The 25,483-nt window shown below is 38.3% G+C and carries 24 protein-coding genes; 20 read left to right on the top strand and 4 right to left on the bottom strand.

Going from position 1 to position 25,483, the window contains the following annotated elements; all coding sequences use genetic code 11:
• Positions 1-746 precede the first annotated feature (746 nt).
• The 3 genes from LEP1GSC059_RS12360 (at position 747) to LEP1GSC059_RS12350 (ending at position 5,882) form a co-directional block, all read left to right on the top strand.
• Positions 747-4,244, top strand: coding sequence for a PAS domain-containing protein (locus LEP1GSC059_RS12360; protein WP_017215901.1), 3,498 nt, complete (start codon positions 747-749; stop codon positions 4,242-4,244).
• Positions 4,241-4,651, top strand: coding sequence for a response regulator (locus LEP1GSC059_RS12355; protein WP_002179027.1), 411 nt, complete (start codon positions 4,241-4,243; stop codon positions 4,649-4,651). The genes LEP1GSC059_RS12360 and LEP1GSC059_RS12355 overlap by 4 nt, the downstream gene beginning before the upstream one ends.
• A 208-nt stretch (positions 4,652-4,859) precedes the next feature.
• Positions 4,860-5,882, top strand: coding sequence for an MBL fold metallo-hydrolase (locus tag LEP1GSC059_RS12350; RefSeq protein ID WP_017215900.1), 1,023 nt, complete (start codon positions 4,860-4,862; stop codon positions 5,880-5,882).
• Between the two features lie 471 nt (positions 5,883-6,353).
• Here LEP1GSC059_RS12350 and LEP1GSC059_RS12345 read toward each other — a convergent pair whose 3' ends face one another.
• The 4 genes from LEP1GSC059_RS12345 to LEP1GSC059_RS12330 form a co-directional block, all read right to left on the bottom strand.
• Positions 6,354-7,472 (bottom strand): peptidoglycan DD-metalloendopeptidase family protein, encoded by a 1,119-nt coding sequence (locus tag LEP1GSC059_RS12345; RefSeq protein ID WP_017215898.1) that lies wholly within the window; start codon positions 7,470-7,472, stop codon positions 6,354-6,356.
• Positions 7,473-7,524: 52 nt separating this feature from the next.
• The gene (locus LEP1GSC059_RS12340; protein WP_002179015.1) at positions 7,525-7,935 is read right to left on the bottom strand and encodes a bactofilin family protein; all 411 of its coding nucleotides are present in this window, start codon (positions 7,933-7,935) and stop codon (positions 7,525-7,527) included.
• Between the two features lie 101 nt (positions 7,936-8,036).
• Positions 8,037-10,520 carry a penicillin-binding protein 1A gene (locus LEP1GSC059_RS12335; protein WP_017215897.1) on the bottom strand — a complete coding sequence of 828 codons (2,484 nt, stop codon included), beginning with the start codon at positions 10,518-10,520 and terminating at the stop codon, positions 8,037-8,039.
• A 6-nt stretch (positions 10,521-10,526) separates the two neighbouring features.
• Positions 10,527-11,603, bottom strand: coding sequence for a zinc dependent phospholipase C family protein (locus LEP1GSC059_RS12330; protein WP_002179044.1), 1,077 nt, complete (start codon positions 11,601-11,603; stop codon positions 10,527-10,529).
• A 75-nt stretch (positions 11,604-11,678) separates the two neighbouring features.
• Between LEP1GSC059_RS12330 and LEP1GSC059_RS12325 the strand changes: the two genes are divergently transcribed.
• From LEP1GSC059_RS12325 to LEP1GSC059_RS12245, 17 genes are all read left to right on the top strand, one after another.
• Positions 11,679-12,941, top strand: coding sequence for a diaminopimelate decarboxylase (locus LEP1GSC059_RS12325; RefSeq protein ID WP_017215896.1), 1,263 nt, complete (start codon positions 11,679-11,681; stop codon positions 12,939-12,941).
• Positions 12,919-13,635: an IspD/TarI family cytidylyltransferase gene (locus LEP1GSC059_RS12320; RefSeq protein ID WP_002179030.1), complete on the top strand. Its 717-nt coding sequence runs from the start codon at positions 12,919-12,921 to the stop codon at positions 13,633-13,635. Before LEP1GSC059_RS12325 ends, LEP1GSC059_RS12320 begins: the two co-directional genes overlap by 23 nt.
• A gap of 853 nt (positions 13,636-14,488) precedes the next feature.
• Positions 14,489-15,013 (top strand): phage neck terminator protein, encoded by a 525-nt coding sequence (locus tag LEP1GSC059_RS12315; protein ID WP_020980859.1) that lies wholly within the window; start codon positions 14,489-14,491, stop codon positions 15,011-15,013.
• Positions 15,010-16,389 carry a DUF3383 family protein gene (locus tag LEP1GSC059_RS12310; protein WP_017215894.1) on the top strand — a complete coding sequence of 460 codons (1,380 nt, stop codon included), beginning with the start codon at positions 15,010-15,012 and terminating at the stop codon, positions 16,387-16,389. Before LEP1GSC059_RS12315 ends, LEP1GSC059_RS12310 begins: the two co-directional genes overlap by 4 nt.
• Before the next feature lie 13 nt (positions 16,390-16,402).
• On the top strand, positions 16,403-16,813 hold the full coding sequence (locus LEP1GSC059_RS12305; RefSeq protein WP_002179040.1) for a phage structural protein: 411 nt from the start codon (positions 16,403-16,405) through the stop codon (positions 16,811-16,813).
• Positions 16,810-17,193: an LIC_12613 family protein gene (locus LEP1GSC059_RS12300; protein ID WP_002179019.1), complete on the top strand. Its 384-nt coding sequence runs from the start codon at positions 16,810-16,812 to the stop codon at positions 17,191-17,193. Before LEP1GSC059_RS12305 ends, LEP1GSC059_RS12300 begins: the two co-directional genes overlap by 4 nt.
• 43 nt (positions 17,194-17,236) lie before the next feature.
• Positions 17,237-17,455: a hypothetical protein gene (locus tag LEP1GSC059_RS12295; RefSeq protein WP_017215891.1), complete on the top strand. Its 219-nt coding sequence runs from the start codon at positions 17,237-17,239 to the stop codon at positions 17,453-17,455.
• A gap of 61 nt (positions 17,456-17,516) precedes the next feature.
• On the top strand, positions 17,517-19,322 hold the full coding sequence (locus LEP1GSC059_RS12290) for an LIC12611 family phage tail protein (RefSeq protein ID WP_017215890.1): 1,806 nt from the start codon (positions 17,517-17,519) through the stop codon (positions 19,320-19,322).
• Entirely contained in the window at positions 19,319-19,930 is a 612-nt protein-coding gene (locus LEP1GSC059_RS12285) for a phage baseplate protein (RefSeq protein WP_002179048.1), read from the top strand. The genes LEP1GSC059_RS12290 and LEP1GSC059_RS12285 overlap by 4 nt, the downstream gene beginning before the upstream one ends.
• 16 nt (positions 19,931-19,946) lie before the next feature.
• Positions 19,947-20,285, top strand: a complete 339-nt coding sequence (locus LEP1GSC059_RS12280) for a phage baseplate plug family protein (RefSeq protein WP_002179024.1) — start codon at positions 19,947-19,949, stop codon at positions 20,283-20,285.
• Entirely contained in the window at positions 20,282-21,100 is an 819-nt protein-coding gene (locus tag LEP1GSC059_RS12275; protein ID WP_020980791.1) for a phage protein, read from the top strand. The genes LEP1GSC059_RS12280 and LEP1GSC059_RS12275 overlap by 4 nt, the downstream gene beginning before the upstream one ends.
• Positions 21,097-21,780, top strand: coding sequence for a Gp138 family membrane-puncturing spike protein (locus LEP1GSC059_RS12270; RefSeq protein WP_017215889.1), 684 nt, complete (start codon positions 21,097-21,099; stop codon positions 21,778-21,780). Before LEP1GSC059_RS12275 ends, LEP1GSC059_RS12270 begins: the two co-directional genes overlap by 4 nt.
• Complete coding sequence (locus LEP1GSC059_RS12265) at positions 21,777-22,121, top strand: contractile injection system sheath initiator (protein WP_002179042.1); 345 nt, start codon at positions 21,777-21,779, stop codon at positions 22,119-22,121. Before LEP1GSC059_RS12270 ends, LEP1GSC059_RS12265 begins: the two co-directional genes overlap by 4 nt.
• The gene (locus LEP1GSC059_RS12260) at positions 22,121-23,335 is read left to right on the top strand and encodes a baseplate J/gp47 family protein (protein WP_017215888.1); all 1,215 of its coding nucleotides are present in this window, start codon (positions 22,121-22,123) and stop codon (positions 23,333-23,335) included. Before LEP1GSC059_RS12265 ends, LEP1GSC059_RS12260 begins: the two co-directional genes overlap by 1 nt.
• Positions 23,332-24,306: a phage tail protein gene (locus tag LEP1GSC059_RS12255; protein WP_017215887.1), complete on the top strand. Its 975-nt coding sequence runs from the start codon at positions 23,332-23,334 to the stop codon at positions 24,304-24,306. The genes LEP1GSC059_RS12260 and LEP1GSC059_RS12255 overlap by 4 nt, the downstream gene beginning before the upstream one ends.
• Positions 24,303-24,578 carry an LA_1064 family peroxide-responsive upregulated protein gene (locus tag LEP1GSC059_RS12250; protein WP_017215886.1) on the top strand — a complete coding sequence of 92 codons (276 nt, stop codon included), beginning with the start codon at positions 24,303-24,305 and terminating at the stop codon, positions 24,576-24,578. Before LEP1GSC059_RS12255 ends, LEP1GSC059_RS12250 begins: the two co-directional genes overlap by 4 nt.
• Positions 24,579-24,580: 2 nt before the next feature.
• Positions 24,581-25,471 (top strand): hypothetical protein, encoded by an 891-nt coding sequence (locus LEP1GSC059_RS12245; RefSeq protein WP_017215885.1) that lies wholly within the window; start codon positions 24,581-24,583, stop codon positions 25,469-25,471.
• The last annotated feature ends 12 nt before the right edge of the window (positions 25,472-25,483 follow it).

Genomic DNA, 25,483 nt, shown 5'->3' with positions numbered 1-25,483 from the left:
CATGGCGAATTTACGTTAAACTAAAATTGAAGATTTCTTTTTTTAGTTATCAATTGAATTATCTGAAAGAACATACACAGAATGAATTTACGAAAAATTTGAAGTAGTCAGAGAAATGGTAAAAGTTTAAGTGCAAATTTGTATCAGGTTTTTTCTGAAGTTTTAGAATAAAATTCTATTAATCCGATTCTGTATAAAATTCTGACCATTTCAGTCTTATTTTTAGACAACCATGTCTTAAAACTCTTACGATCCTGTAAATTTCTCGTCTACAAAAGAGATAAAGATAAAATCCGTCACAAAAAACTCAGGTATTTTACTGTATAAACTCAATGAAACAATTTTTACAAATCATTCTAATAAATAGAGTTGTTGAAAAATGAATTCTCCATCAGTTTTCGTTTTATGGGAACGGTCAATTGAAGTAGTTTTATGGATCTGAATTATTGAATTTTTCAATAGCTTTAATTAGAATTTAAGCTTTGAGACATGCTATAAATTTTAAGTAGATAAAAAACGTTTAATTTGGATTTAAAAATGAAAAAGGTTCGATTTACGACTTAAATTAAAATTAAAACGGATATAGGGTTTTCGCTTAGAATTTTGATTCTGTCTTACAAAATCCAATTTCTGTTTGTAATTTGATTTACAACTTTCGGAATTATCTTTTAAGATTTTTTTCCGGTTTTCTTCATGGTTTGTTGTAACTTTCTTTGTGATTATGATTTTGTTGAGGCGGGATAGGGATGCACGTCATCATTCAGCAGCTTGAATCTATTTTTCAATCGATCCCGCTTCCAATACTCGAAATTTGGGGATTTCTGGGATGGATCATAGGGTTCTTTTTTATGATCTCTGCATTTACCGGTTTTCGTCTGAAAATTACGAACGGCATCGGTTTTAAAAGAGAGGTACAATTTTGGGATACTCAGGCACTTTTGAGTATTCCATTTACTTTCGTATTCATTTTTATAACGGGTTATTTAGGTTCTTTTATTGTTTTAGTTCCTGGGGCTCAGACGTTCGAATCTCTCAAAGATCTTTCCGTTTTTCTTTGTATTCTATTGTTTGGTTATCCGGCACTGATTGCGGTTCCGCTTGCATATGCACTTTCCGATTTGATTGAAGGAGTTCCTCCCGATTTTTTACTCGATTGGCTCTTGGGTTATTTTATCAATCCTTCTTGTTTTTGGATTGCGTATAGACTGATCGGTAAAGACCCAAATTTTACAAAGGCCAAAGTCTGGCTTAAATATTTTCTTTTTGTGATCGTCTTTATGATGATAGAACCACAGCTTTGGGGTTATCTTTGTTCTAAACAATTTTCACCTTCAATTTCTTATAGAAACATTACGCCCGCTTTGTTTTTTACGATTTCGATCACCTGGGTAATTGCTCCGTTTGCGATGTTAGCGGCGCTTCCGTTGGCTCGTAAATACGGAATGTTTTGGGCTGAAATACCGGGACATGTTCGTGAATCTTATTTTGATCTTAAAAAATTTCAGTGGGAAAAAAAGAATAATAACCAAAATCAAAATTCGATTCAGGGATTGCCAATTCGAATGTTTTTGGTGGCTCCGTTTATACTTCTTGTTTTAGTGATGGTAGGAGTGACAGCGTATTTAAATTTGAAAAGTTCCGAAATGGCTGCGGATAAACTCGCCGGAAGATTACATCAGGAAATATCAGAAAATATTAATCTTCGTTTAGATCAATATCTCGAAAAAACACAAAAGGAAAACGAAATCGTACGTATGGGTGGGATCCGTTCTCTTCTCAAATCTACGAATGTTGCCGCACATGGACGTGCGATCATAGTCGATCGTATGGGAAACGTGATCGGTTCTTCTAAAGCGGAGAAAAAAAATGATTTTAACGAAGATCCTGTAATTCAAAACGCAATTCGAACTCTTCAAAGTAAATTAGGAAATTTGAATTTACTATACGAGCCGACGCAGTTTCATTTTGACGTAGTTACCGCAAAACCTTTGTCTTTGGAAACTTGGCTGACTCAGGCGACTCCGTATCAAGACAATAGCGGAAATACAAATTGGATACTAATTACTTCAATTCCATCTGCGTATTATTTGGAAGGTGTGAAGATCGGAAGCAGTCAGTCTGCGAAGGTCTTTGCGGTCGCCTTGGCTTCTTCTCTTTTGATCGCAGCGCTACTTGCCGGAATTGTTACGGCTCCTATCCGTAGAATTTCGAATGCGAGTATTGAGATGGCAAAAGGAGATTTTGATCAAAGAGTTCCTCCAAGTAAATTGGAGGAATTGGGATCACTTTCTATTGCTTTCAATCACATGGCGAAACAACTTCAAGAATCCTTTCAAAGAACCAAAGCCAGCGAAGAACAATTTAGAGATCTTGTAGATACTACTCCTGGAATTGTTTGGGAAATGGACACGTCCACGTTTAAATTTACTTTCGTAAGTCAGCAGGTAGTGGATATGCTCGGTTATTCGGTAGAGGAGTGGAACGAGCCCGGGTTTTGGGCGGGGCATCTACATCCCGAAGATAAAGTTTGGGCGGTGGATTTTCGAATTAATCGTACTAAAAAGATGGAAGCCTACGACTGTGAATACCGATTTATGAGAAACGACGGAAGTGTTGTGTGGCTTCGAGATATAGTTAAGGTAATTGTAAACGATAATAAATCGCAATGGTTGCGCGGCGTGATGGTGGACATTACGGAAAGAAAACAGATCGAAGAAAAACTTTTAGAAAGAAATAGGTTTATAGAATCGATTTTAGATATTACTCCCGATATATTATATATTTATGATATTGAAGAAAAAAGATACGTTTATATCAATGACGGGATAGAAATTGTTTTGGGATATTCTGTGGTAGAAATTAAAAGTATGGGAGAACGGATGATTTCAAATCTGATGCATCCAGACGATTTTCAAAAATACGACGCCGAAATATTTCCTCAATATAAAAAGGCGAACGATAAAGATATTATAGAAAACTCATATAGAATGAAACATCACGACGGTGGAAAGTGGAGATGGCTCATTTCCAGAGAAAGAGTTTATAAGAGAAACTTAAGCGGAGAACCCAAACAAATTTTCGGAATTATCTACGATATAACTAAAAGTAAGGAAGCGGAAGAAACGATTCTGGATTTAAACGCAAATCTGGAAAGGAAAATTGATCTTAGAACCGAAGAACTAAGCAAATCAAATTCCGATTTAAGAGACGCGGTAAACAATCTTAAAAAGATCATGAAGGAATTGCGTGGGGCGCAGGATCAACTTTTACTTTCCGAAAAATTGGCTGCACTTGGTCAACTCGCGGCGGGGATGACACACGAATTGAATACTCCTTTGGGGGCGATCGCTTCTTCTAATCGGGCGGTTTTAGAAATTCTGCAAAGAGAATTAAAAGGACTTCCGGATCTTCTTTCTAGTTTTAACGAAAAAGAATCTGAAAATTTTAATGTCCTTTTGGAAGAAAGTTTAAAAGACGCGTTTGAATCCGAAATTATTCCAGATAGAAGTCTGAAAAAAGATCTGCTTCAAATGTTTAAGAATGCAGGAATGGACGACTACGGAGACGTTACGAATATGGTTTTGGATATAGGAGCCTATCGACTTGGTGAAAGACTCGTGGATCTTTTAGGATCGGAAACAAGAATGAGTCTTTTGAATACAGTAGGTTCGCTTTCTACGATCGTTCGATTGAACAAGGTCATTTCGATTGCAAGTGGAAAGGCTTCTCACGTAGTAGAGGCTTTGAAAAATTATTTGAATCCGGGAGGAAGTGATCAAGAAGAGGATGTGGTTCCTGTGGATATTCGGTCTGAGATAGATACCATTCTCACTTTGTATCACACTAAAATTAAGTACGGAGTTGAAATCGTTAAAGATTATAAAACGAATGGACTTTGTTTAGGGAATGGGAATAAACTGAACCAAGTTTGGATCAATCTTTTAAATAATGGTTTGCAATCCATGAATTATCAAGGGAAGATTGAAATCGGTCTGGAAGAAAAAAATTCCTGGATCATTACTTCCTTTACCGATTCTGGAACCGGGATTCCGGATTCTGTGAAAGATAAAATTTTTGAACCTTTCTTCACTACAAAAAAACAGGGAGAAGGAATCGGCTTAGGATTAGATATCTGTAAAAAGATTATAGAAAAGATGGGTGGTAGGATAGAGTTTGAGAGTGTCCCGGGTAGAACAAAGTTCAGCGTGTGGTTGAAATCTGCAAGTACGGAGAATATCTTTTGAAAGATGATACAGTGAAGAACAATACGATCCTTTGTGTAGACGACGAACCTATCATCTTGATCGCGTTAAAGCAAGAATTAAAGAAACAGTTCGGAAATGAGTTTCAATATGAAACCGCAATCAATGCAAACGAAGCCTTGGAAGTTGTAGATGAGTTGGCCCAAAATGGAATCAACGTGATTTTGATTCTGTCCGATTGGCGTATGCCCGGAATCAAAGGAGACGAATTTTTAATTCATATTCATCAAAAATATCCAGAAATTCGTTCTATATTGATTACGGGTCACGTAGACGATGCCGCGGTAGAACGAGTAAAAAAGGAAGCTGGTACTTACGCGGTATTACCAAAACCCTGGGATCCAAAACAGCTTGCAGATGCGGTAAAAGTTTGTTGTGATCAGATTTAAAGTTAGTCGAAACCTTAAAAAATAAGACTACAACTTAGAAATAGATTTTTATGATTGATCTAAAGAAATTGATAAATGAGACAAATTAAAATACTCGTTTGTATATTTTATTATTTTTCTTTTTTGTCTAAATCAGAATATTTAAAATTCCAATTGCAGGCTTGGGTCTTTGTATATAAAAAAAATACCTTTTTTTAGGGAAGGTTGAATGAAAGTTCATCGATACGATTCTATTCCGGAAGTAAAGAACATAGGAGACGGAATCTTTAAAACTGAAATTCCCCAACCTTTTTATGCTCCCAACAATATCTATATCCTTCCGGATGGAGAACCTACCATTATCGATTCCGGTTATATAGAAAACCTCGGACTTTTACAAAGGGCCTTGAAAAAAATCGGACTTTCTTTGAGTAAGATCAAACATATCATTTATACCCATAATCATTTAGATCATATGAGCGCCGCCTTGACTTTGCGTTATTATACGGACGCAAAATTGTACGCGATGGCCGGAATGGCTTCTGAGATCGGAAATTACGTGGAGTTCGTTCAGGTTTTTCAAAGAGCGATGAGAAGACTCGTATATAAGGGACATCACGATAATAGTACGAGACTCACCGAACTTAAAAGAGTGGATACTGGTATATTCGAATTTCATGATGCGTTGGACAACTCGGAAAGAGTGAATCCGTATTTAGATTTTGACGTTGAACTCGTGGAAGGTGATGTAATTCAGGCGGGAGGAAGAGAAATCGGAATCTTATATACCCCTGGTCATAATCGTTGGCATTTGACTCCCTATATTTTAGGAGAGAAAATTTATTTTACCGGAGATTTAGTGCTTCAAAATATCTCTTCCATTTATGCGGAGATAGACGGAAACTTATACGATTATCATAAATCTTTAGATCGTCTTTCTAAATTGCCAATTCGAAGACTTCTTCCCGCACACGGATCGGAGCCGGATGATCCTCAGAGGGCGATCAAACTATTATCTAAAACCTTAAACTTATTGGAAAGAGGAGTAGTTCGTAGATTAAAAGAAAATGATCAAGATCTTTCCACATTGGTTTTGGAAGCGATGGGGGAGAAGGTGGCAAATAGCAGTTATTACAATACGGCGCTTGCAATTCTACATTCCTTGATCCGAAAGTTAATTGATCAGGGCCAAGTGCAAATTTTAGAAGTGGATCCACCTTATGAAAAATACAGATGGATTGGTGGTGAATAAAAACACAGTTGTTTTAATAGATTTTGAATATTCTGTTTATCGAATATATGCGACAAGCGTGATTTTTTCGTTTTTTGCAATACTCGTGTTGTAATAACCAGTTAATAGGTAAATTGGTAGGTTCTGTTAGGTGGTTGTATATTTTCGGTAGGGAACTTTTTGAAAGTTGGAGGTTTATCAGCCATTCTCTGTTTTGAAGATCTTTTTAAAGATGGAATTCAGCTAACTTAACGTGAGTTCGACTTAAGAAAATTAAGTTTTGTTCCGAATAACTTTTACGAAATCAGATCGCATTGCAAAAAAATTTTCAAACTGTAAAAAGAGGCGTAATTCTTGGACTCCCCCCGCGGATTTATATTTTACAGTTAAATTTAGAAAGCTACGTTGTTAACGCCAAACTCGCGTTAGTTTACAGAGAAAAGTATCATAAAATTTCCGAACTTTGAAAATTTCAGTTTTGATATTCTGAAATTAGTGAGTAGGACCGCCCTTTCTAAATGTAAGTCCCTTTAAGTATTTGGAAGGATTAACAGGACGTCCGTTTTTGATGACTTCAAAATGCAAATGAGGTCCAAAAGAATAACCAGTAGAACCTGATCTTGCGATTTTCTTTCCTGCTAAAACGTAGTCTCCTCTTTGAACAAACAGTTTAGAGTTATGTGCGTAGAGAGTTTTAAAATCGTCCGTATGTTCGATTACTACCACGTTACCGTAGCCACCCATCCATCCGGCATAAATAACTTTACCATTTCTAGCTGCTGCGATCGGTTCGTAAAATGCTTTTAAGTCAAGACCTTCATGGAATTTTTTTCTAGGAAAGGTCCTAAAACCGAAATTAGAAGTTACAATTCTAGAAGCAACCGGGATCACCCATTTAGGAGTAGGATCTGGAATCACCGCGCCGGGTAAAAACACCTTCTGTCCCGGCCTAAGAATATCTAGATCGTCTAATTTGTTTTCCAATAGAATCTCGTCTAGATTGACCTTGTAAAGACTGGCAACTTTGGCGACAGTATCACCGGTTTTCATTTTGTAAAGAAGACCTTGTTTATTTGGAATACTCAATACTTGTCCGGGATAAAGAGTATCTTCAATTTTAATATTGGAAGAACCGGCAATAGATTCCATAGAGACCTTAAAACGAGTTGCTATTTCGGCTAACGTTTCATTTCGTTTTACACGATACGAAGTAACTTTGAATTGTTTTTTCTTTTCAGAAGGGTTTTTTAATTCTTTCGCCATCAAAATCGTAAGTTTCGCTTTTTCGGATTCTTCTAAAAACTTTTCATCTCCGGATTTTGCTTTTAAGTCTTCGGAATCGTTTTCCGTAATCTCGTGTCCAGAAGAATCTATCATCGCGTTGCTCGGATTCATTCCGAATCCTAAGATCGCGAAAAAAATAACTACGGATGCAAAGATAGGAATGAGCCTAAATTTTCTTCTGCGGAAATCCAGATTTCCGTGATAGAGATTTCCTCTGAAATAAAAAGAATAATGAAAATGAAACGCGCCCAGATAGATCAGAGTAAAACTTTCTGTCCGAAGTATTTCTTTTCCGGCGGTCAGTTGTCTGGGCTTTTTGAAGATCATATAGAAAGAATATCGGCCGCTATTTGTCCTTTCCTAATAGAAGGAAAAGTGCTTATTCGTCCTTTCCGCTGTCTAGGGTTCTGGTTCCACCGAAAGATTCTTCTACGATTTTTTTTACGTCTTTCTTTTGTCCGCCAGTGATCGTTATGTTTCCTTTGGCAACCACTCCTTTGGCAAGATGAAGGGCAGGTGCGATGATGTCTCCTAAAAGTCTTCCGGTTTCTTCTAAGCGAACTTCATTTTCGGCTTTGATGTTTCCGATCATGGTTCCAGAAACGGTCACTTCTCTGGCCGAGATATTGGTTCTTACTTTACCGGTTTCTCCGATATAAAGAGTATCGTCCGTTTTGATCTCTCCTTCGAATTTACCGTCGATCCGAAGAGAACCCGCGATATAAAATTTCCCTTCGAATATGGACCCTGGACCGATTACGCTGTTATTATTTTCCCTGCCGATGGCCATCTAAAACTCCTGCTAACAATCGAAACTGTCCCTTGGTTTGGGACATGTCGTAAATCTATTTGTGTACTCAATCCCAAAACGACAAGTATTTTTGTTCTGAATTAGCGAATCAAATCATCATCTCCCTGGAAAATATTCGTTTTCTGCTTCTTTTTTGTCTGTGTATGATGAGTAGTTGGTTCCGGTTCCGGAATAAAACCAGCTCCACGATGATCGTCGCAAACTTCTTTGGGTACAGTTTCTTTGGTAAAGTATTCTTCTTCGGTTTGATGACAATGAGAACCTGGAAGTTTTCCAGAAATGGAACAGATTTGTTTGCGAACTACCCCCGTTTCTCCAAAGTGAAACGGCTTCGATTTTTCTCTGGAAAGTGCGTTTGACATAAACCTTCCCCAGATGGGAGCCGCGACTACCCCGCCCGACATTCCTTTTCCCATGGAGAGGGTTCCGGTATCGTAACCGAGCCAAACCACGCTGACTAATTCGGAAGAATAACCTGCAAACCATGCGTCTCTAAAGTTATTTGTGGTTCCGGTTTTACCGGCTGCGGGACGGCTGAGTCCGTACGAGGTAGCGCCAGTTCCAGTTCCCTTTTTGATTACGTCTTCCATCATGGAAGTAAGAATAAAACAAACTCCTGGGGAAAGAATTTGTTTCTTTTCTTGTTTATTTGCTTCTTCTCTAAAATCCTTGATCACTTTGCCCGATCCGTCCTCTACATAAAGAACGCTGAGAGGAAATACTTGTTTGCCTCCGGATGCGATTACTGCATAGGAACGTGCTAATTCGTAAGGTGATACTTCAAAAGTTCCTAAAGAGATGGAATAATTTCTTGGGATGGGTCTGTTTTCTATCTGAAGAATTTTTTCTAAGTAGGGCATTAGGTTACTGATTCCGGTATGTTCCAATACTCGAACGGCTACGCTATTTCTAGAAAGTTCTAGAGCTTCTCGCAATTTTATAAATCCTGAATATTCTCCCGTATAATTGGACGGATTCCATTCATCACCGTCTTCTAATACGTATTGTAAAGGGGAGTCGGAGAAAAGGGACGCCGCGGTTACGTTTTTTTTAGGATCCGGATGTTCGTTAAAATATTCCATGGCGGCGGCGTATATAATCGGTTTAAACGCGGAGCCAGGTTGACGATAGGCTTGAAAAGCTCGGATCTGCTGATTGTCGGAACGAAATCCAGAACCTCCTACCACTGCGGTTATATATCCGGTATCTGGTCTCATTGAAATCAAAGCACCTTCTACTGGTAAAAGAAAGTCCTCCGTTTGTTGGCTTTTATAATTCCAATCGATTATCTCTCCCAAACTTTCGGTTCCGCTCAATAGATTGAGAGCGCTGAGTTCGTCTCTTAAGTCTTCTTGCCAAGCGCGGTTGAAGGTTCTTGCCGATCTGGAAATTTTAAATTTAAAATCCGGGATGTCGTTTAACATCGATAATAGATCGTAGATTTCTCCGTAGGCGTCGTCGAACGCGTCTATTTTAGTAAAAGTTCTTTGATTGGATAATGCGGTTTGGGCTTTGAGACCTGCATACAACGCTTTTTCCGCTTGTGTTTGGTGTTGTATGTTTAAGGTGGAATAGATCTTGAGACCGCCGCTATAAAGTGTGGATTTTGGAATATAACGAGCTAGATTTTTACGAACGTATTCCGTAAAGTATGGAAAACGGTTGAGTCTGTCTCCGAATGCGGAATCGTTGGGAGAACGATTTAGAGTAATATAATATTCTGAAAAACTTTCGTATTCTTTTTCTGCGGTTTTGACGTCTAAAATTCCGTTTTCTACAAATTTCTTAAATACAACTCTGACCTTGGCGCTGGAAGAATTTGGATTTACCAAAGGAGAAAATTCGGTGGGTCTTGTGGTAAGGCTTGCGAGTAGTGCGGATTCTCCCCAGGTTAAGTCTTTTACGTCTTTTCTAAAATAAAATCTAGCAGCAGCTCCTACTCCGATCGTTCCATGTCCGAGTGGAATTTCGTTGAGATAAATTTCCATTAGAGTATCTTTATCGAAAACTATTTCTAAAAGTAGTGCGAGCCAGGCTTCTCTTGCTTTTCGAAGGAAGGAACGTTCCGTATTTAAGAACTTAAGTCTTGCCACCTGTTGTGTGATTGTTGATGCCCCTTCTTTAATCCTTCCCGCGAGAAGATTGACCATAAATGCTCTAAAGATTCCGCGTAGATCCAGTCCCCAATGAGAATAAAAATTATTGTCTTCGGTGGAGACAAAACTTCGGATGAGTTTGTTCGGTTTACCGTCCGGTTCCGGTGGAAGTTCTTTGATGTTCAAAACGACCCTTGAAAAACGATAAAATTCTGCGATCGGTTCGTATTCGTTCTTTTCGCCTAATCCGTATAATACGGATGGTTTTTCGTATTGGTTCGATTCTGGAACTTTCCATAAATCTTTGATGGAGAATACGAACAGAAATCCGTTCAAAAACAATAGGATCAAACAGAGTTTGCCCAGTTGTTTGAGTGGGTTTTCGGAATTTAAAATCCTAGATAAGAATTTATCCCGGAAATGAATTACAAAAAAACGAAAAAGATAACTGACTGGTTCTTGTTTCATGTTCGATTAAACTTCTTCCAACGGTGAAAATTCTTTCATACTGTCTACTCCTTGAAATCGGAGTCCAGTATCCAAGTTATATCCTTGGTATTCTTTTAGAAATGCGGATCGGCTCATTTTGTTTTCCAGATAATTCCAGGCGTGGGTCAGTGCTTCTTTACCGTTTTGTGCGGAACTGTTGATCAGTTCTACAAAGGAATCTTCTCTTACGATCGACGGATCTGCGGGATAGTTCCATTTCTTTTTTTCTTCGTTCATAATTCGTTTGTCTATATGTTCTTTAAGTGGAAGCATGAGCACTGAAGATCTAACCTTGTGAAAAGTGATCTGATCTAAAAACTTCAGAGTTCCTCGAACCCATCTACTTCTGGAATCCATAATTTTATGAAATTCTAAATAACCTAAAAAGGATTCGTTTAACAAATCTCCTGGAATGATCTTATCTTCCGAGCCTATATAATGTTTTTTGAATTCTTCGGAGAAAGTGGATTTAAGCCCGCGTAGCCAAAAATGCCAGAGCATCGGATCCATTTTCCAGATTTTTTTTTCGGATTTAAAAATGGCGTCTACGTGATGTACAAAGTCGTATTCTTTTGGAGTCATTCCCCATCTATAGTCTAACAACCAAGAATCCAGTGCATTTTCCACTCTCATGTGATTGTATTGTGCAAGGCTGCTGATTTTTTTGTCCTTATTGTAAAAGTCTCCAGAAATATAAAAGATATATGGATGAGTGACTATATCCACGACGCAGTGACAGATATAACCCAAAGTAAAAGCGATATAACGATCTCTGTGAATTCCTTCTTCGGTTTGTAAAATCAGATCCAAAAAACTCAGCACTAGTTCTGCGACTGAATTGTGATGGCTCATGTCTCCCCATTTGGTAGCTTTCTTTGTTTTGTGAGGAGAAAATATATGATAAAAATAAAATATATCTGGGGCGATGGCTCCTATGTTTGCGAACTTTCGATTGGACTCTGCTCGCATTAGAACTGCAATTTTTCTTTGGTCTGCGGTTCCGTGATCCAAATGTTTACAAATCTGAGAAAGTACTTCTAGATGAGTGATTTTACCAGCCATGACGGAAAATGCCTTTTAAAAAACGGAACCCTTTTGGAGCGTGTTCTAAAACCATTTAGAATTGTACGTTTCACTATGCAATCAATAGAAAAATTAAAATTTTTAACAGAATCCCAAGTGAGATCCATCGCTGGGCAATTTGGAACTCCAGTTTTTGTTTATTCCAGAGAACGAATCGAAAAAAGTTGTGAGGTCGCTCTTACGTTTCCAAACGCTTATGGTTTGACCGTTCGATACGCTATGAAAGCCAATCCCAATCGTACTGTTTTGGAAATTATGAAACGAAAGGGAATTCAAATTGACGCAAGTTCAGAATACGAAGTTTTGAGAGCGATCCACTATGGTTTTAAACCGGATCGGATCATGTTGACTTCTCAGGAACTCGCCAAGGGTCTTAAAGAATTGGTAGAAAGAGGAGTGGTTTTTAACGCTTGTTCTCTTCGTCAGCTCGAAACCTTTGGAAATTTATTTCCAGGGAAAGAAGTCAGTGTTCGGTTTAATCCGGGACTTGGTTCCGGTCAGACTAAAAAAACGGATGTGGGTGGAAACACTTCTTCCTTTGGAATTTGGTACGAGGATCTAAATCGGGTAAAAGAGATCGCGTCTAAGTTTGATCTGAAAATTTTTAAAGTTCATACTCATATCGGATCCGGAAGTGATCCAGAAGTTTGGAAAACGGTCGCTCAAGTTTCGCTCGATATTGCCGCTCAGTTTTCGGAATGTAAGATCTTAAATTTAGGCGGAGGATTTAAGGTAGGTAGAATGGAAGATGAAAAAACTACTGATTTTCAAAAGATCGGTCCGCCTGTGGTTGAACTCTTTCAGGAATTTGCAAAAAAATACGGAACTGAACTTCATTTAGAAATCGAACCGGGTTCGTTTTTAATGGTAAATAACGGTTCTATACTTACTACTGTCGACGATGTGGTTTCTACCGGTCGTTATACTTTTGTTAAATTGGACGCAGGTATGGATGTAAATACCAGACCTTCTTTGTATGCCGCAAAACATCCGTTAGTCGTTGTTCCCAAAGATGGAACTCATTCCGGTAAAACGGCGGATTATGTATTTGTAGGACATTGCTGTGAGAGTGGGGATTTATTTACTCAAGCAGAAGGTGGCGGACCAATTACAAGAATAACAGGAGAAGCTAAATTAGGAGATTATGTTGTTATGGAAGGCGCTGGAGCGTATTGTTCTTCTATGTCTACAAAAAATTATAACTCCTTTCCTGAAACGGCTGAGATTTTAGTGGATTTGGATGGAGGTTTTCAGTTGATTCGAAAACGTCAGAATTGGGAACAGATTTTTCAGAATGAAGTCGTTGTTTCTCTCTGAAAAAATTTACGTTTTAATTTTAGCCGGTGGGACCGGTTCTAGAATGGGTTCTAAAATTCCAAAACAGTTTTTGGAATTAAACGGTGAACCTATTCTTCTCCATTCTTTAAAAAAATTTCAAACTTGGGGAAAACAAAAGCAGATCGTATTAGTTTCTCATCCTGAATCGATCCATAACATCGAATCAATCTGCTCTCCTTATTTAGGGAACGAAGACAGGATTGTTGAGGGAGGTGAAACTAGACATGCCTCCATGTTATGCGGTTTATCCGTTTTAGATTTTAAAGAAGAAGATATTATTTTGGTTCATGACGCGGCCAGACCTTTTATTTTTGGGGAAGAATTGGATTCTCTTTGCGAAAAAGTGCGTTCCGAAGGGATTGCTACTTTGGCTTCTCGCACTTCCGAAACTGTATTAGAAGAATTGAATGGAAAAACCGTATCCTTTTTGGATCGGGAACACGTTTGGTTTATGAAAACCCCTCAGGGAATTCGTGGTGATATTTTGAAAGAGCTTCTAAAGTTTTCTGTGGATTTGATTCCCACCGATCTTTGTTCTTGGGCTTTAACTTTTGGGAAAACTTCTTCTATTGTGGAATCTAATCCTTTGAATCTTAAAATTACCCGTAAGGAAGATTTAGTTCTTGCGGAAATTTTTTTCTCTTTTTTTCAAAAAATTTCATCGGATATATAAACTAACACTTTCAATTTTTATTAAGTATTTGTTTTTGAACTTGGGTAGTATTAATTTATTATTTTATAATAAACTACTGAATTTTCCACAAAAGTTGTTGTGCCTATACGTTTGCGAACTTTTCAATAGCTCTTTGTTATCAATATCTCTACAATTTTTAGTTTGGAGCGAGGCTCTCAATAGTTTGTTTTTGCTTCTAAAACTTGAAATGAAGTGAATTCTGCATAAAATGGAATTGGTGATTTTTTCTAAATGTGTTAGTTCCCACATTTTTCAAGTATGGGTGTAGTTCCGACCTAAGATTTTACTGTAAAATTGTGGATTTGAGGTAGTTCCCACAAATTAAGTCACATTACGAATTTTTAAACATTTGTTTTGTGTTAGTTCCCACATTTTCAAGTATGGGTGTAGTTCCGACCTAAGATTTTACTTTGAAACTTGTGGGTTTGTGTTAGTTCCCACAAACAAGCGTTAGGCTATGCGAGTAAATAAAACCGATTTTTTTGAGTCACTCAGTTGCATAAAAAATGATGTTATCGGTTATTTTAAAAAAATAGAATATAGAACTTTTCTCAAAAAAACCATAAATTCCCGATTATAACTCATCATATTTATTCTCTAAATTAAAATTCAATAAAACCATTTTTAAAATGGGACCCAAAGGAAAATACGTCAAATTCGGTTCTTTTCCGACGTAGACTTATTTATCTAACTACATTAAAATCACCACATCGAATTTTTGGAAAATTCATATTTTGATGAATCTATTCCGAAATAAAAATTTTTATATAATTATGTTTGAATCTAATTGGCCCTTCTGGGAGGGATTAAATTTGGAGAGTATAATAGGATTATGAATTTTGAATATATTGAATCAATTATGGATAAAATGATTTCTGTGGTTGCGGGTGTGGGGCAAGCTATTCCATTTGTTCTTGCGGATCAAATAGTTTTGTCGCTCTCTTATCCTTATGGAACGTATAAGGTCGCTCAATTGGTTCAAGATCCTATGTCAAATGCTTCTCGAAAAATTGAGAAATTAGATTCTTCCAGTTTTAAAGAAATCGTTCGTATTAACCAGAGCGTATCTATCAACGTTACATTTATACACGATAGTTCCATTGTGGTTTGCTGGGAACTTTCAGAAAAGTCGATGGACTGGTTTGATTCAAAAGAAGGAACGATTGAATGTAATAAGTTTGGGATGACCCCGGTTTTGACTTTGCCTAACATACAGGACAAAACCGTTTTAACAGAAGGTGGAAGTTATCTATATAAGGTTAGCTTTGACGTCTTATTTAAATTAAGAAAAACTAATGAACAACAAGGCGAATCAACCGCGAGCGCACCAACGGTTGAATATCAGGAGGGAGCATGAGCGCACAAACAGTCTCTAAAATAGAGCCGATCAGTATCAATCTATTTCTTAGAAATACTCCGGTTTCTCAAATGGGATTCGGACTACCTTTAATTTTAGGAGTTAAAGAACCGACCTATTCTCTACAAATTTCAGAAAATTCCAGCGGGCTTATTTGGAAATCTGCACATACTGGAATCGTATTTATACAAGTTAAATACGTGGTTTCGGGGAACAATACCAGTCTTAGCGTAGTTCGTGCCGGAACTGGTACAGAAAACGATCCTTATATAATTTCGGTTAACGTTTCTACTGATGCAAACGGGGTGGCTACTTCTACGGCACATCAGATCAAATTAGCGGCTGAGTCAATTTCAAATATTGCGGGAGCGACTAAGATTGTAGATGTGATCGAAGTGGCAAACTCTGGGAGCGGAGTTGTTTCTGCGTTTACACAAACCGCTTTGAGTTATGAAAGATATATGGAAATTTCTTCCTCAGATGATCTTTTAGAATTAGGTTTCACCTCTTCCGATAAGGAATACATTCAAGCCGCACAGATGTTCAGACAAACTCCTCGGCCAAAACGGGTTGCAGTATTTCTGCTTACTTCTTGGTCGTCTGCTTTGATCGAAATTTCCACTCTTAGGAATTCTGGTAAAGACTCTTGGTTCAAAACTATAGCAACCACTCACGATAAAGAAACCATACACGCGTTAGGTGATTATCTCGCTTCTATCGAGAAGATGTTTTTTGCCTGTACTGACGATCTAAACGTTTTGACTGGAAGAAATTCTATCTGGGAGTATATTACCCTTCATAAAACTCCAGATTCTTTTCCAGAAGCCGCCTGGGTGGGAAATTCTGTTCCTCGCAGAGTTGGTTCGTATAACTACGCTTATTTGCCTCTAGATGGAGTGGAGAATTCTGGTTATACGAATTCACAAGTGAGTTCTGTATTTTCAGAAAACGGAAATCTGATCGTAGATTTCGGAGGAAAACAAGTTCCTTATCCAGGAATTTCTACCGGGAACGTCTACGCGGACGTGGTCGAAAATCGATCTTGGCTTAAAGCCCGTCTGAAAGAAAACATCTCAAGTCTTTTTTTGAACTCGGACGTTGTACCTTATACAATTCAAGGAATTCAGATGATCGAAGCGAAGATGAGAGAGGTTTTTGTTCAAGCTGGGGTTCAAGGTATCATTGCGCCGGTCGAAACGGATGCAGATAAAACACGATCCGATCTTGGCGATTATCAGTATAAAATCAATCTACCAGATACGATAGACGAAATTCCGACAAACGATCGGAACAACCGAGTTCTTCCTAACGTCACTTTTTCGTGTCGTTTAAGAGGAGCGATCAACGAAGTCGACATAGACGGAGAATTAACTTAAGGAGTAATCAGGAATGAACGGTATTTGGGATCCAAAGAAATTAAACGTTAACTGCAACGGAAGAGATGTGTCGGGTATGAGTCAAGCGGACGGTTTTTTTAAAATCGAACCGGTAACTAAAGAATACATACTTTCTCAAGTAGGTATCAAAGGCGATTGGAACATTTCGGAAATATATGATGGAAGAGTAAAGTTGTCTATCGTCCTGATGGGAGATTCTCCTGAAAACGAATTCTTTTTTACAATGGGCGAAGGACGTCTTCCTTGCGTATTTACGATTAAGGATAAAAGCGATGGCGGAATGCTCGGTTTTTCCGCGCAGGGAAGAGTTTGGGAAAGACCAAACATAGAAAAAGGTAAGGAATATAAAGACAAAACCTGGGTATTTCTTCTTCCCGATTATAAAGGAGTTTTGACGGCATGAGCGCAGAAAGTATAGGAAATATTTCAAATATTCAAAAAATAGAATATTCTAAGTTAAAGAATAATTCGGAGGGCGGAATACCATCTGAGCCTATCTTAGAAATCATAGACGACGACGCTAAGGTTGCTCAGATCCTTTTTGTGGATGGTAAAAGATATAAACTTCAACATCCAGGCAATAGAAAGGCGCTTCGTTGGAGACAAGAATCTATTTCTCTTACTGAAGGATTAAATCAGGACAAACTTTTAGATAAGTTCTTTAAGTTTTGTGTAAAACCTCTCGAGCATACCTTTGAACCTACGTTAGATGTAGTTGAACCAAATCATGTGGAGGTGTGGCTGTATATAGCTAACCGATTTCTTAAGTGGGAGTTGGAATAAAAGGTTTGCAGATTTTGGAGAAAATCCTTCTGCCGAAGAATGGATGAAGTGGATTGATGAAGAAGTGGATCGAGAGCTTTTCTTTTGGAAACCTTTTATCTTAGGTGCGGCGCATTTTACGACTAAAGAACTCGAAAATGCGTCCACCGTTCTTTATATGAAAATGATGGAAGTGATAGATAGAAGAAGAAAAAAAGAAGCCGAAGAAAAAGCGGAAGAACTTAAATTTTTAGCCAAATTAATTCAAGGTTCTAGTTTTTAATAATTTCATAATATTTTAAATAATTTATATAAAAATAAAATAAGATTGGATGATAAACAATATGGCAGAGCGAGAAGTGAATGTTGTAATTAAAATAAATGTGGATTCGAAAGATGCTTTTTCTGAAATTGAAAAGGATCTGAAAAAACTAAAATCAAGGATCATTGATTTTTCAGACACCACAAGTCTTGCTTCTCAAAGAGGGATTAAGTCTTGGAAGGATTTGGCTGATTCTGTTCGGAATTTTGTAAAAGGTGAGTCCGGTTTATCTGTTTTTGCCAGTCGTTTAAAAACGACTGAATCTAATCTTACTAGTTTATATTCTAAATTAAAAGGAAATACAAAACTAGAAGATGAATTTTTTAGCATTGCAAAGTCTGCGGGTTTTAGTGAAAGGCAAATTGCAAAACTGGATTTTCAGCTCAATGCCAGCGCTAAAACTGCGGCTTTGCTTTCTTCTGCGTTTAAAGGTTTTGCTCAGATAGGTTCTTATATTTTTAATTCTATCATTGCCCCTTCTTTTGAAGCAGGAATTGCATTAGAAAAACAGATTGTAGTTTTGAAAAATCTTTCTGGGAACGAATTTCCAAAACTACAAGACGCAATCAATAATACCATACGAACTTCTAGAGGACTGGCCACACAAAAAGAACTTACCGAAGCTGCAAACGAGGCGATCAGAGCCGGGGCTTCGGTTGAATTTATTTCTAAAAATCTCTCTGGACTCCAAAAAGTGTCCAGACTTACGAATCAAGATTTAACTTCTTCTATGAAAGAGGCCTATAAAGCAATTGAAGACGGTTCCGAAGATTTTTTAAAAAGTAACGGGGCTCTGTTTTCCAGTTATTCTGCCGAGTTTAAACAGATAAACGAATCCGGTATGTCTGCCGTTGATAAACGGTTAGCAAGGGAAAACTTAATCTCTAAGGCTTTAAATGAAAATAGTATATTGCAAAATACTTATGGATCTCATGTTAAAGACGCTTCCGTAATTTTAGAAAGATTTGATAAAACTATAGAAAGATTAAAGGAAAGTTTCGGACTTTTAATTGCACAAGCTCTAACTCCTTCTTTGAATGTGATCGGAGACTTGATCGATTATTTTACGATTGGCGGGGAAAGTTCAGAATACATGGAAGACGTATTGATCATTTTTGGAAGCATTTTTGTGGGGGTGTTAGGAGCGATTGCTGCTCAGATGATCGTTACTTCCGGAATTACTTTTGGAGCTATGATTCCTTCTTTATTGAGTATGGCGGCGGCTGGTTTTATCGCGATTGCTCCTTGGATTGTGTGGATCGCCATCGGAGTTGCGTTAGGCGCTATGATTGCGATCATCATTTTGATCATTAAGGATTTATACAAATGGTTTACCGAAAGTGAATCCGCGATCGGTAAATTTTTAGGACCTTTTGCGAATATTAAGAAAATGTTTAGGGATTTAATAGATTGGTTCAAAGCTCTTCCAGGAAAGATTTTAAGTTCTCTCGAAGAACTAGGATCGAAGATTCAAAAGAAATTAGGTGGAATTTTTCCGCTACAGTTATTGAAAGTTCTTGGGATTACTTCTAATCAGTCCAACGACGTAAAAAAGGTGGACGATGCACTCATTACTAAACAAGGCCAGATCGTACAATTTCATCCAGATGACAATTTGGTAGCCGTAAAAGATTTAGGAGTATTGGGCGGATCTAAGTCAAAAAGTGGAGGTAATCCAATTAACATAAACATCGCCAATTTAGTGTTAGGTTCTGCTTCTACAAAAGAAGACGCGAATGTATTCGCATCTTATTTAGAAAAGGAATTGGAAAAGATTGCGACTAAAATCGGGCTCGGGGCGGGTATTTCACCGGAGGTTGTTTTATGAAAATTTTAACTGGTAGGGATAGGATCGCACTTACAGACGGAGACGAAGAGGTGGAGTTGAATGTCTCTTTAGGTATTCAGCACTCTTATCCGGTGGAGATTACTCGTCATACGGTAGAAAAGGAAAAAGGAATGACTTCGATCACAGATCACGTGATTCCCGGCCAAAGATGTATTTCGCTTAACGTTTTAATTTCTTCTTCGACGGACGCGTTGGCCTTAAACGTAAAAAGTGTGGATGATAAATTAGAGACTTTAGTTCGTTGGCAGTCCCAAGGAACGTTAGTCACGTTGCTTGGATATTCTACCGGCGGAATTATTTCTAAAATTCTTTCTATGTTACCATCTTTGTTCCGTTTTGTGGAACCGGATGATCCTGATAAAAGATATCTAGGACGTTCTACGGATGAAATTCCAAATCTTTTGATCGGAGATATGAATATCCAAGAGGCTAAAGAGACTGGGAACGACGTATCTTTGAGTTTATCTTTGTTTCCTGTGGTGATCGCGGAGGCAAAGACGAGACAATTAAATACGGTTCAATCCGTGGGTAAAAGAACTACACAGATTCAAACAAAATCAGGAACCCCGACCAAAAAAATAAATTAACTAGGATTGATACTACATGAAGGAATTCAAATATCTACCGATTGATCATAATATATTCCCGATTCGTTATACGTTTACGATCGAAGAAATGGAATACGAATTTGAATTCTCGCACAACACAGAAGGCGATTTCATTACTGTATTGGTTAGAGATCAAGACGGGAAAGATCTTTTCGCCTCTAAACTGTTATACGGCGTTCCTTTAAATCATATTATAGTGGATGGCTTTAATAGTTCCATTCTTTTAACTCCTTTGGATTTGGATGATCTTTACAAGGATGAATTTGAAAACATTCCTGTGAATTTGGAAACTTTCGGTTCCAGAGTAAGATTGTATTTAGGAGAAAAACAATGATTGGTAATCCTAAACTTTTTGGACGTACCGTTTCTTTGGAGATTCTTCCGGCGACCGGAGTTGCAAAAGAATTTTGTTATCCTCCTTTTAACTTCGAATTTGAAACCGAATTGGACGGACTCAATCTAACTCAGGTTACGATGTATAACGTAAACGAAGAAACGTTGCGTCTTGTAAGTGCTCGAATGAAAGAAAAAAAATTCCAATATCCTTCAGCGTTATTAAATGCAGGTTACAAGGACGAAAACGGACTCGTGGTTTCCGGAGAAATCATTCATCCTAAATGGAAACAAGAAGGAACCAATAAAAAGTTAGAATTTCAGATCAGCGGAAGTGCGGGCGCTTGGACGAGAACGTATATTATGAAAACATACACAAATCTTCCTGCAAGAAACGTGATCATAGATATTCTGAATCAGGGAAATCTAAAGCCCGGAAGGATTCAATTAGGGATCAATAAAATCGTGAACTTCAGCGCCAATACGGAGTTAGGCGATTGTATTCGCCGTTTTTGTAATTTAACAAAATCTCAATATTGGTTTCAAGACGGTCAGATTCATTTTGATTCTCTCGATCCTTCTAAAAAAAACAGCGTCATTTTTTTAGATCATTCTTCCGGGTTGATCGGAGTTCCAGAAAAAGGCCAAGATACTTGGAAACTGACCAGTCTCTTCCGCCATAAGTTTAAGAAGAATATGATCGTATCCGTCAAAGGAGGAGGACTCGATTCGGAATGTAGAATCGTTGGTGGTAAACATAAGTTCTCCACTTTGAATACGGATTGTTTTTCAGAATTAGAGGTAAAGCCAGTATGACTTTAGATAAAGTGATTTTAGCCGCCATTCAAAACAATGTATCTAAGATACAAATTGGTCTTCCTGGAATTATAGAATCTTTTCAGCCTCAAGATATGACGGCTAACGTTCGTATTCCTCTAAAAAAAGAAGACGATTCCGGACGAGAACGGTCTTTTCCTGTTTTGTCTGGTATTAGAGTCGGCACGTACTGGGCCGGAGATTTTTATATCAAACCGGATTACAAACGAGGAGACAAAGTTTGGGTTTCGTTTTCTACACACGATATATCGGACGCAATTCGAGGAATCGAATCTATTGCTTCGGATTCTCTTTTTGATCTTCAAAGTGCTTGTGTGATCAGTGGTTATAAAGGGAAAACTGATATTCCCGCTACCACTTCTAATTTGTCCGGACTTGTAATCGGCCATAAAGAAGGTAAGTCTTTGATCCAACTAGACGAGGACCGAATTAAAATTCAAGGTGGTATTGCCGACTTGACCGAATCGGCTGTGTTAGGTGAAACTTTAGTAGAGTTTATCAAATCTTTGATCGACGTGTTTTTGAATAACTCTGCTACGTTTACTACTAATGCGATCCCCGGTTCGCCTGCGGGACTTGCGGCTTCGGTAGTTTCTCAACTTAACGTTCGTAAATCGGAAGTGGAGCAGTTACTTTCAGGAAAGGTAAAATTAGGATGAAAGGAATTAAGATAGAGAACAAAGACGCGGTATTTGTCAGAGGACGGTCCGTGATCATTCAAGATTTAGAATATTATTCCCAAAGAATTAGACATTCGATCCGTTTATCTCTGGGAGAGTCCGTATACGAGCCGTTAAACGGAGTGAACTGGGAGATTATATTTTCCACGAAAGTTTCTAGGGACAGGATTTTGACGGAAATTAAAAAGACGATTCAAAAAGATCCTGAAACAGTTTCGGTCGAAAAAGTGGAATTGGTAGATAGAGAAAGTTTGGGCCAGAGAGTATATATTCAATTTTCTGCAATTACAAAATATGGAATTGTTATGGGAGAATTATAATGGCAGGAGTCAGTGAACAAGGTTTTATCCGAAAAAGTAGAGAAGAGATTCTATCAGAATTGGAGGAAGGTTATAAAACTCGCTTAGGTGGAGATATAGATCTTTCTATTGTTAGTGAAGATGGAATGCGTATGAGGATTCTAGCAGATGAACTAGATAAGATTCACCAGCTCGCAGAAAAAGTATTTTATTCTAATTTTGCACATACCGCTTCCGGTGTTTCTTTGGATCGAGTTTTAAATCCTCTCGGTTCGGAACGTCAACCGGCTAAACGTTCTATAGTCGTTCTTAGATTTTCTGGAATGGATGGTGCTGTGGTTCCAGTCGGAGTCATTTGTCAAACCGGCAATGGGTTACTTTTTATCACGATCGAATCCGGAGTTTTATCTGGCGGACACGTAGACTTGAATGCACAAGCATTAGAAATTTCTTATGGAGTGAACGGAAACGTGAATGCCAATTCGATCACTACGATTAATACGGCGGTCAGTGGAATCGATTCAGTCACTAATCCGGAACCGTCTAAAGGTGGACGTGCAATAGAAACGGACTCTGAATATCTGAATCGTTTTATTCAAGAAGGAGTTAACGGAGGTTCTTCCGCTGCAAACGTTCAAGGTGTTTTGAACAACATTCCCTCCGTACTCAATGCGATCGTGTATGAGAATAACACCGATTTTACGGATATGGACGGAAGACCGCCACATTCTATGGAAGCCGTAATAGAAGGAGGTTCTTCTGAAGAAATCGGAGAAGTTTTTTTAAGAAACTGGCCGGGAGGAATTGAATCTTACGGTTTGGAACTTACTACTATTTTTGACAATAAAAGTGTTCCTAGAACGTACTATTTCAATAGACCGACCGACGTTCTTGTTTATGTAAAAATTGATATTGTAAGAGATTTAAATCTTTGGGTGCAGGGTTCCGAGTCGGTTGTAAAAACAAATTGTATCAAAGTGATAGGAGGAGTGGACACGATTACTTCTACTTCCACCTACTATAAAGGAGAAGGAACGGGTACAGACGTGTTTGCATGGAAATTGATCGCAGCTCAGAGCGCTCTTCAGGAATTCGATTCCGTAAAGGTATTAGGAATTAAATCCATGATTGTAAAGGTAGGCCAAACTTCTCCGGCCACACAAGACCTATTGCCAATCAATAGCAGACAACGTGCTAAGTTGATTACCGCCAACATTCAGGTAAATTTTATATGACTTACTTAAACGAAGTATTAGAAAAATACCCTTCTTCGATCTTTACGAGAGACCCGAACTCTACGATTGCTAAAAAGTGGGAAGTGGAACTTGAATTGTTAAACGAAGTCCGTTCTGTATTGGAATCGATTTCAGGAATTACGGATTATAGTGTTCAAAGCGGAACCGTTTTAGATTTGATCGGAAAGAATTTAAAACAGCCGCGAAACGGGATGGACGATTTTCGTTATAAGATCTTTCTTTCGATCGCGCGTCAAAAACGTAAATCGAAGGGTGATATTTTTTCGATGAACGAAATCGGATCTCAAATACTTGCTGGAATGGGAACGTTATACGAAATCAAGGAGCTTTGTTACGGAGGTGTTCCGATGCTCTTGGATGCTACGTATACTCTCAATGGGGAATATCCTCTTTCTGGAAGTACAAAAAGACCCGCTACGATTGAATTAATTTTTACAGGTTCTGTCGACGAACTTCCTGTAGTTCCGGAATTCAATCAAGCGATTGCACAAATTCGTCCCGGAGGTGTAAAGGCGATCATTCGATACCGCTTCGAAATATCTACGTTAGGCGGAAGGTTGTATGGAGAATCTATTCGTACTCCGTATTTGGATGGGGGCTGGTCTTTAAATGGGTTCACTCTTTTGTCTGGAGAGAGGGTGAAAATTCGACCCTATGAAATCGCTTTCGGAATCGGAGGATTGGAAGGAGGAATTCTTAGATCTCCTAAGATTGGAGATACTGGTTTGCAGAACGAAGTCTACCGAAAGTTAGTCGAAATCCGATTTGATTCAGACGGGAATCGTTATTTTCAAACAACAGTCAAACAGGGAGAGATGATGGGTTATGGGATTAACGAAATAGGACTTTTCGACGAGGACGGGGAGTTGTTATATCTTAAAACTTTTCCTTCTAAAGATAAGGATCATCTTATAGTTTATGATTTTGTAATAAAGGAGGAGTTTCAGTGATTCAAATACTAGCAAGGGAAACGAATGTAGAATTTGCCGGAACGGGAAAATTTAGAATCGAATTACTTCCGATTGCACTGTTTAAGACACACGAGAGTCTTTTAGAATATTGCGATCGAAAAGGATATAAAAAAAACGGGTCTGGATTGGATGCCGAGTTTACGAGAGAAGAAGATTTAAAACCGGTTCGAAATCGCTTGAAGAGGTATGTGGACCAACCTTTTAAAGTATATGAGAAGTTTATTATATTAGAACAAGAGTTAAAGGAGTGATTATGGCGATATTCAATCCAGTAAAAACAAGAACTTGGAGCAAGAATACTCCGGCGGATGGAGACCTAATTGACGACGAATTTGATCGTCAATATGAAAATTTTCAGTATTTAAAAGATCGGATCGACTCGACTGACATGAATTTGGCGAATTTTCTGATTCCGATCGGAAGTATTATAGAAGACGGTCTGAACCTGGCTCCTTCTGCTAACTTTAAAGATGCGAACGCACAGGCAATTTCTAGAAACACATTTGTTACTTTATGGAATTCTGTGCATCGAGTGATTACCGGAATTGTTTCCGCGACAGATCGTATCAGTTGTACAAATCACGGATGTGTTGAGGGGCAACTTGTAAAGTTTTCTTTTACAGGGGGAGGGGTTACAGCATTAGTTAATTATTATGTACGCAATCCAACTGCAAATGACTTTCAGATTTCTTTGACCGCCACAGGCTCAATCGTAGACCTTACGTCTTCTCAAACCGGGGATATGATTATAAATATTGAATATGGATTTGGGGACGGATCGACTACGTATAACGTTCCGGATCGTCGTGGTATTTTTGCGAGAGGTGCAGGAGTGCATGGAACAAGAGCGAAGGCAGCAGGTGGGAATTATGACGGTGGACCGGTTGGGTATGCGGGACAGGATCAATTATTTAAGCATGCGCACGAATTGTGGCTCAACAATAATAACCCCAGTATAAATGGGACAACTGCAATACAGTTTGGAGCGGGACCGAATTCGCCGACATCTTCAAATACAAACGGCGCATCGCCTGGGTATTCTATTCGTTCGGTAATCCCAGACGGTACTAACGGTACGCCCCGAATTGGTGACGAGAATGTTCCTGCCTACGTAGCAGTAAAATACAAAGTGAGGGTTCTATGAAAATTAAATTCA

Source organism: Leptospira noguchii serovar Panama str. CZ214 (assembly GCF_000306255.2).
GTDB lineage: Bacteria > Spirochaetota > Leptospiria > Leptospirales > Leptospiraceae > Leptospira > Leptospira noguchii.
The sequence above is the reverse complement of the archived record's forward strand: the minus strand, read 5'-3'. Positions and strand labels throughout refer to the sequence as shown.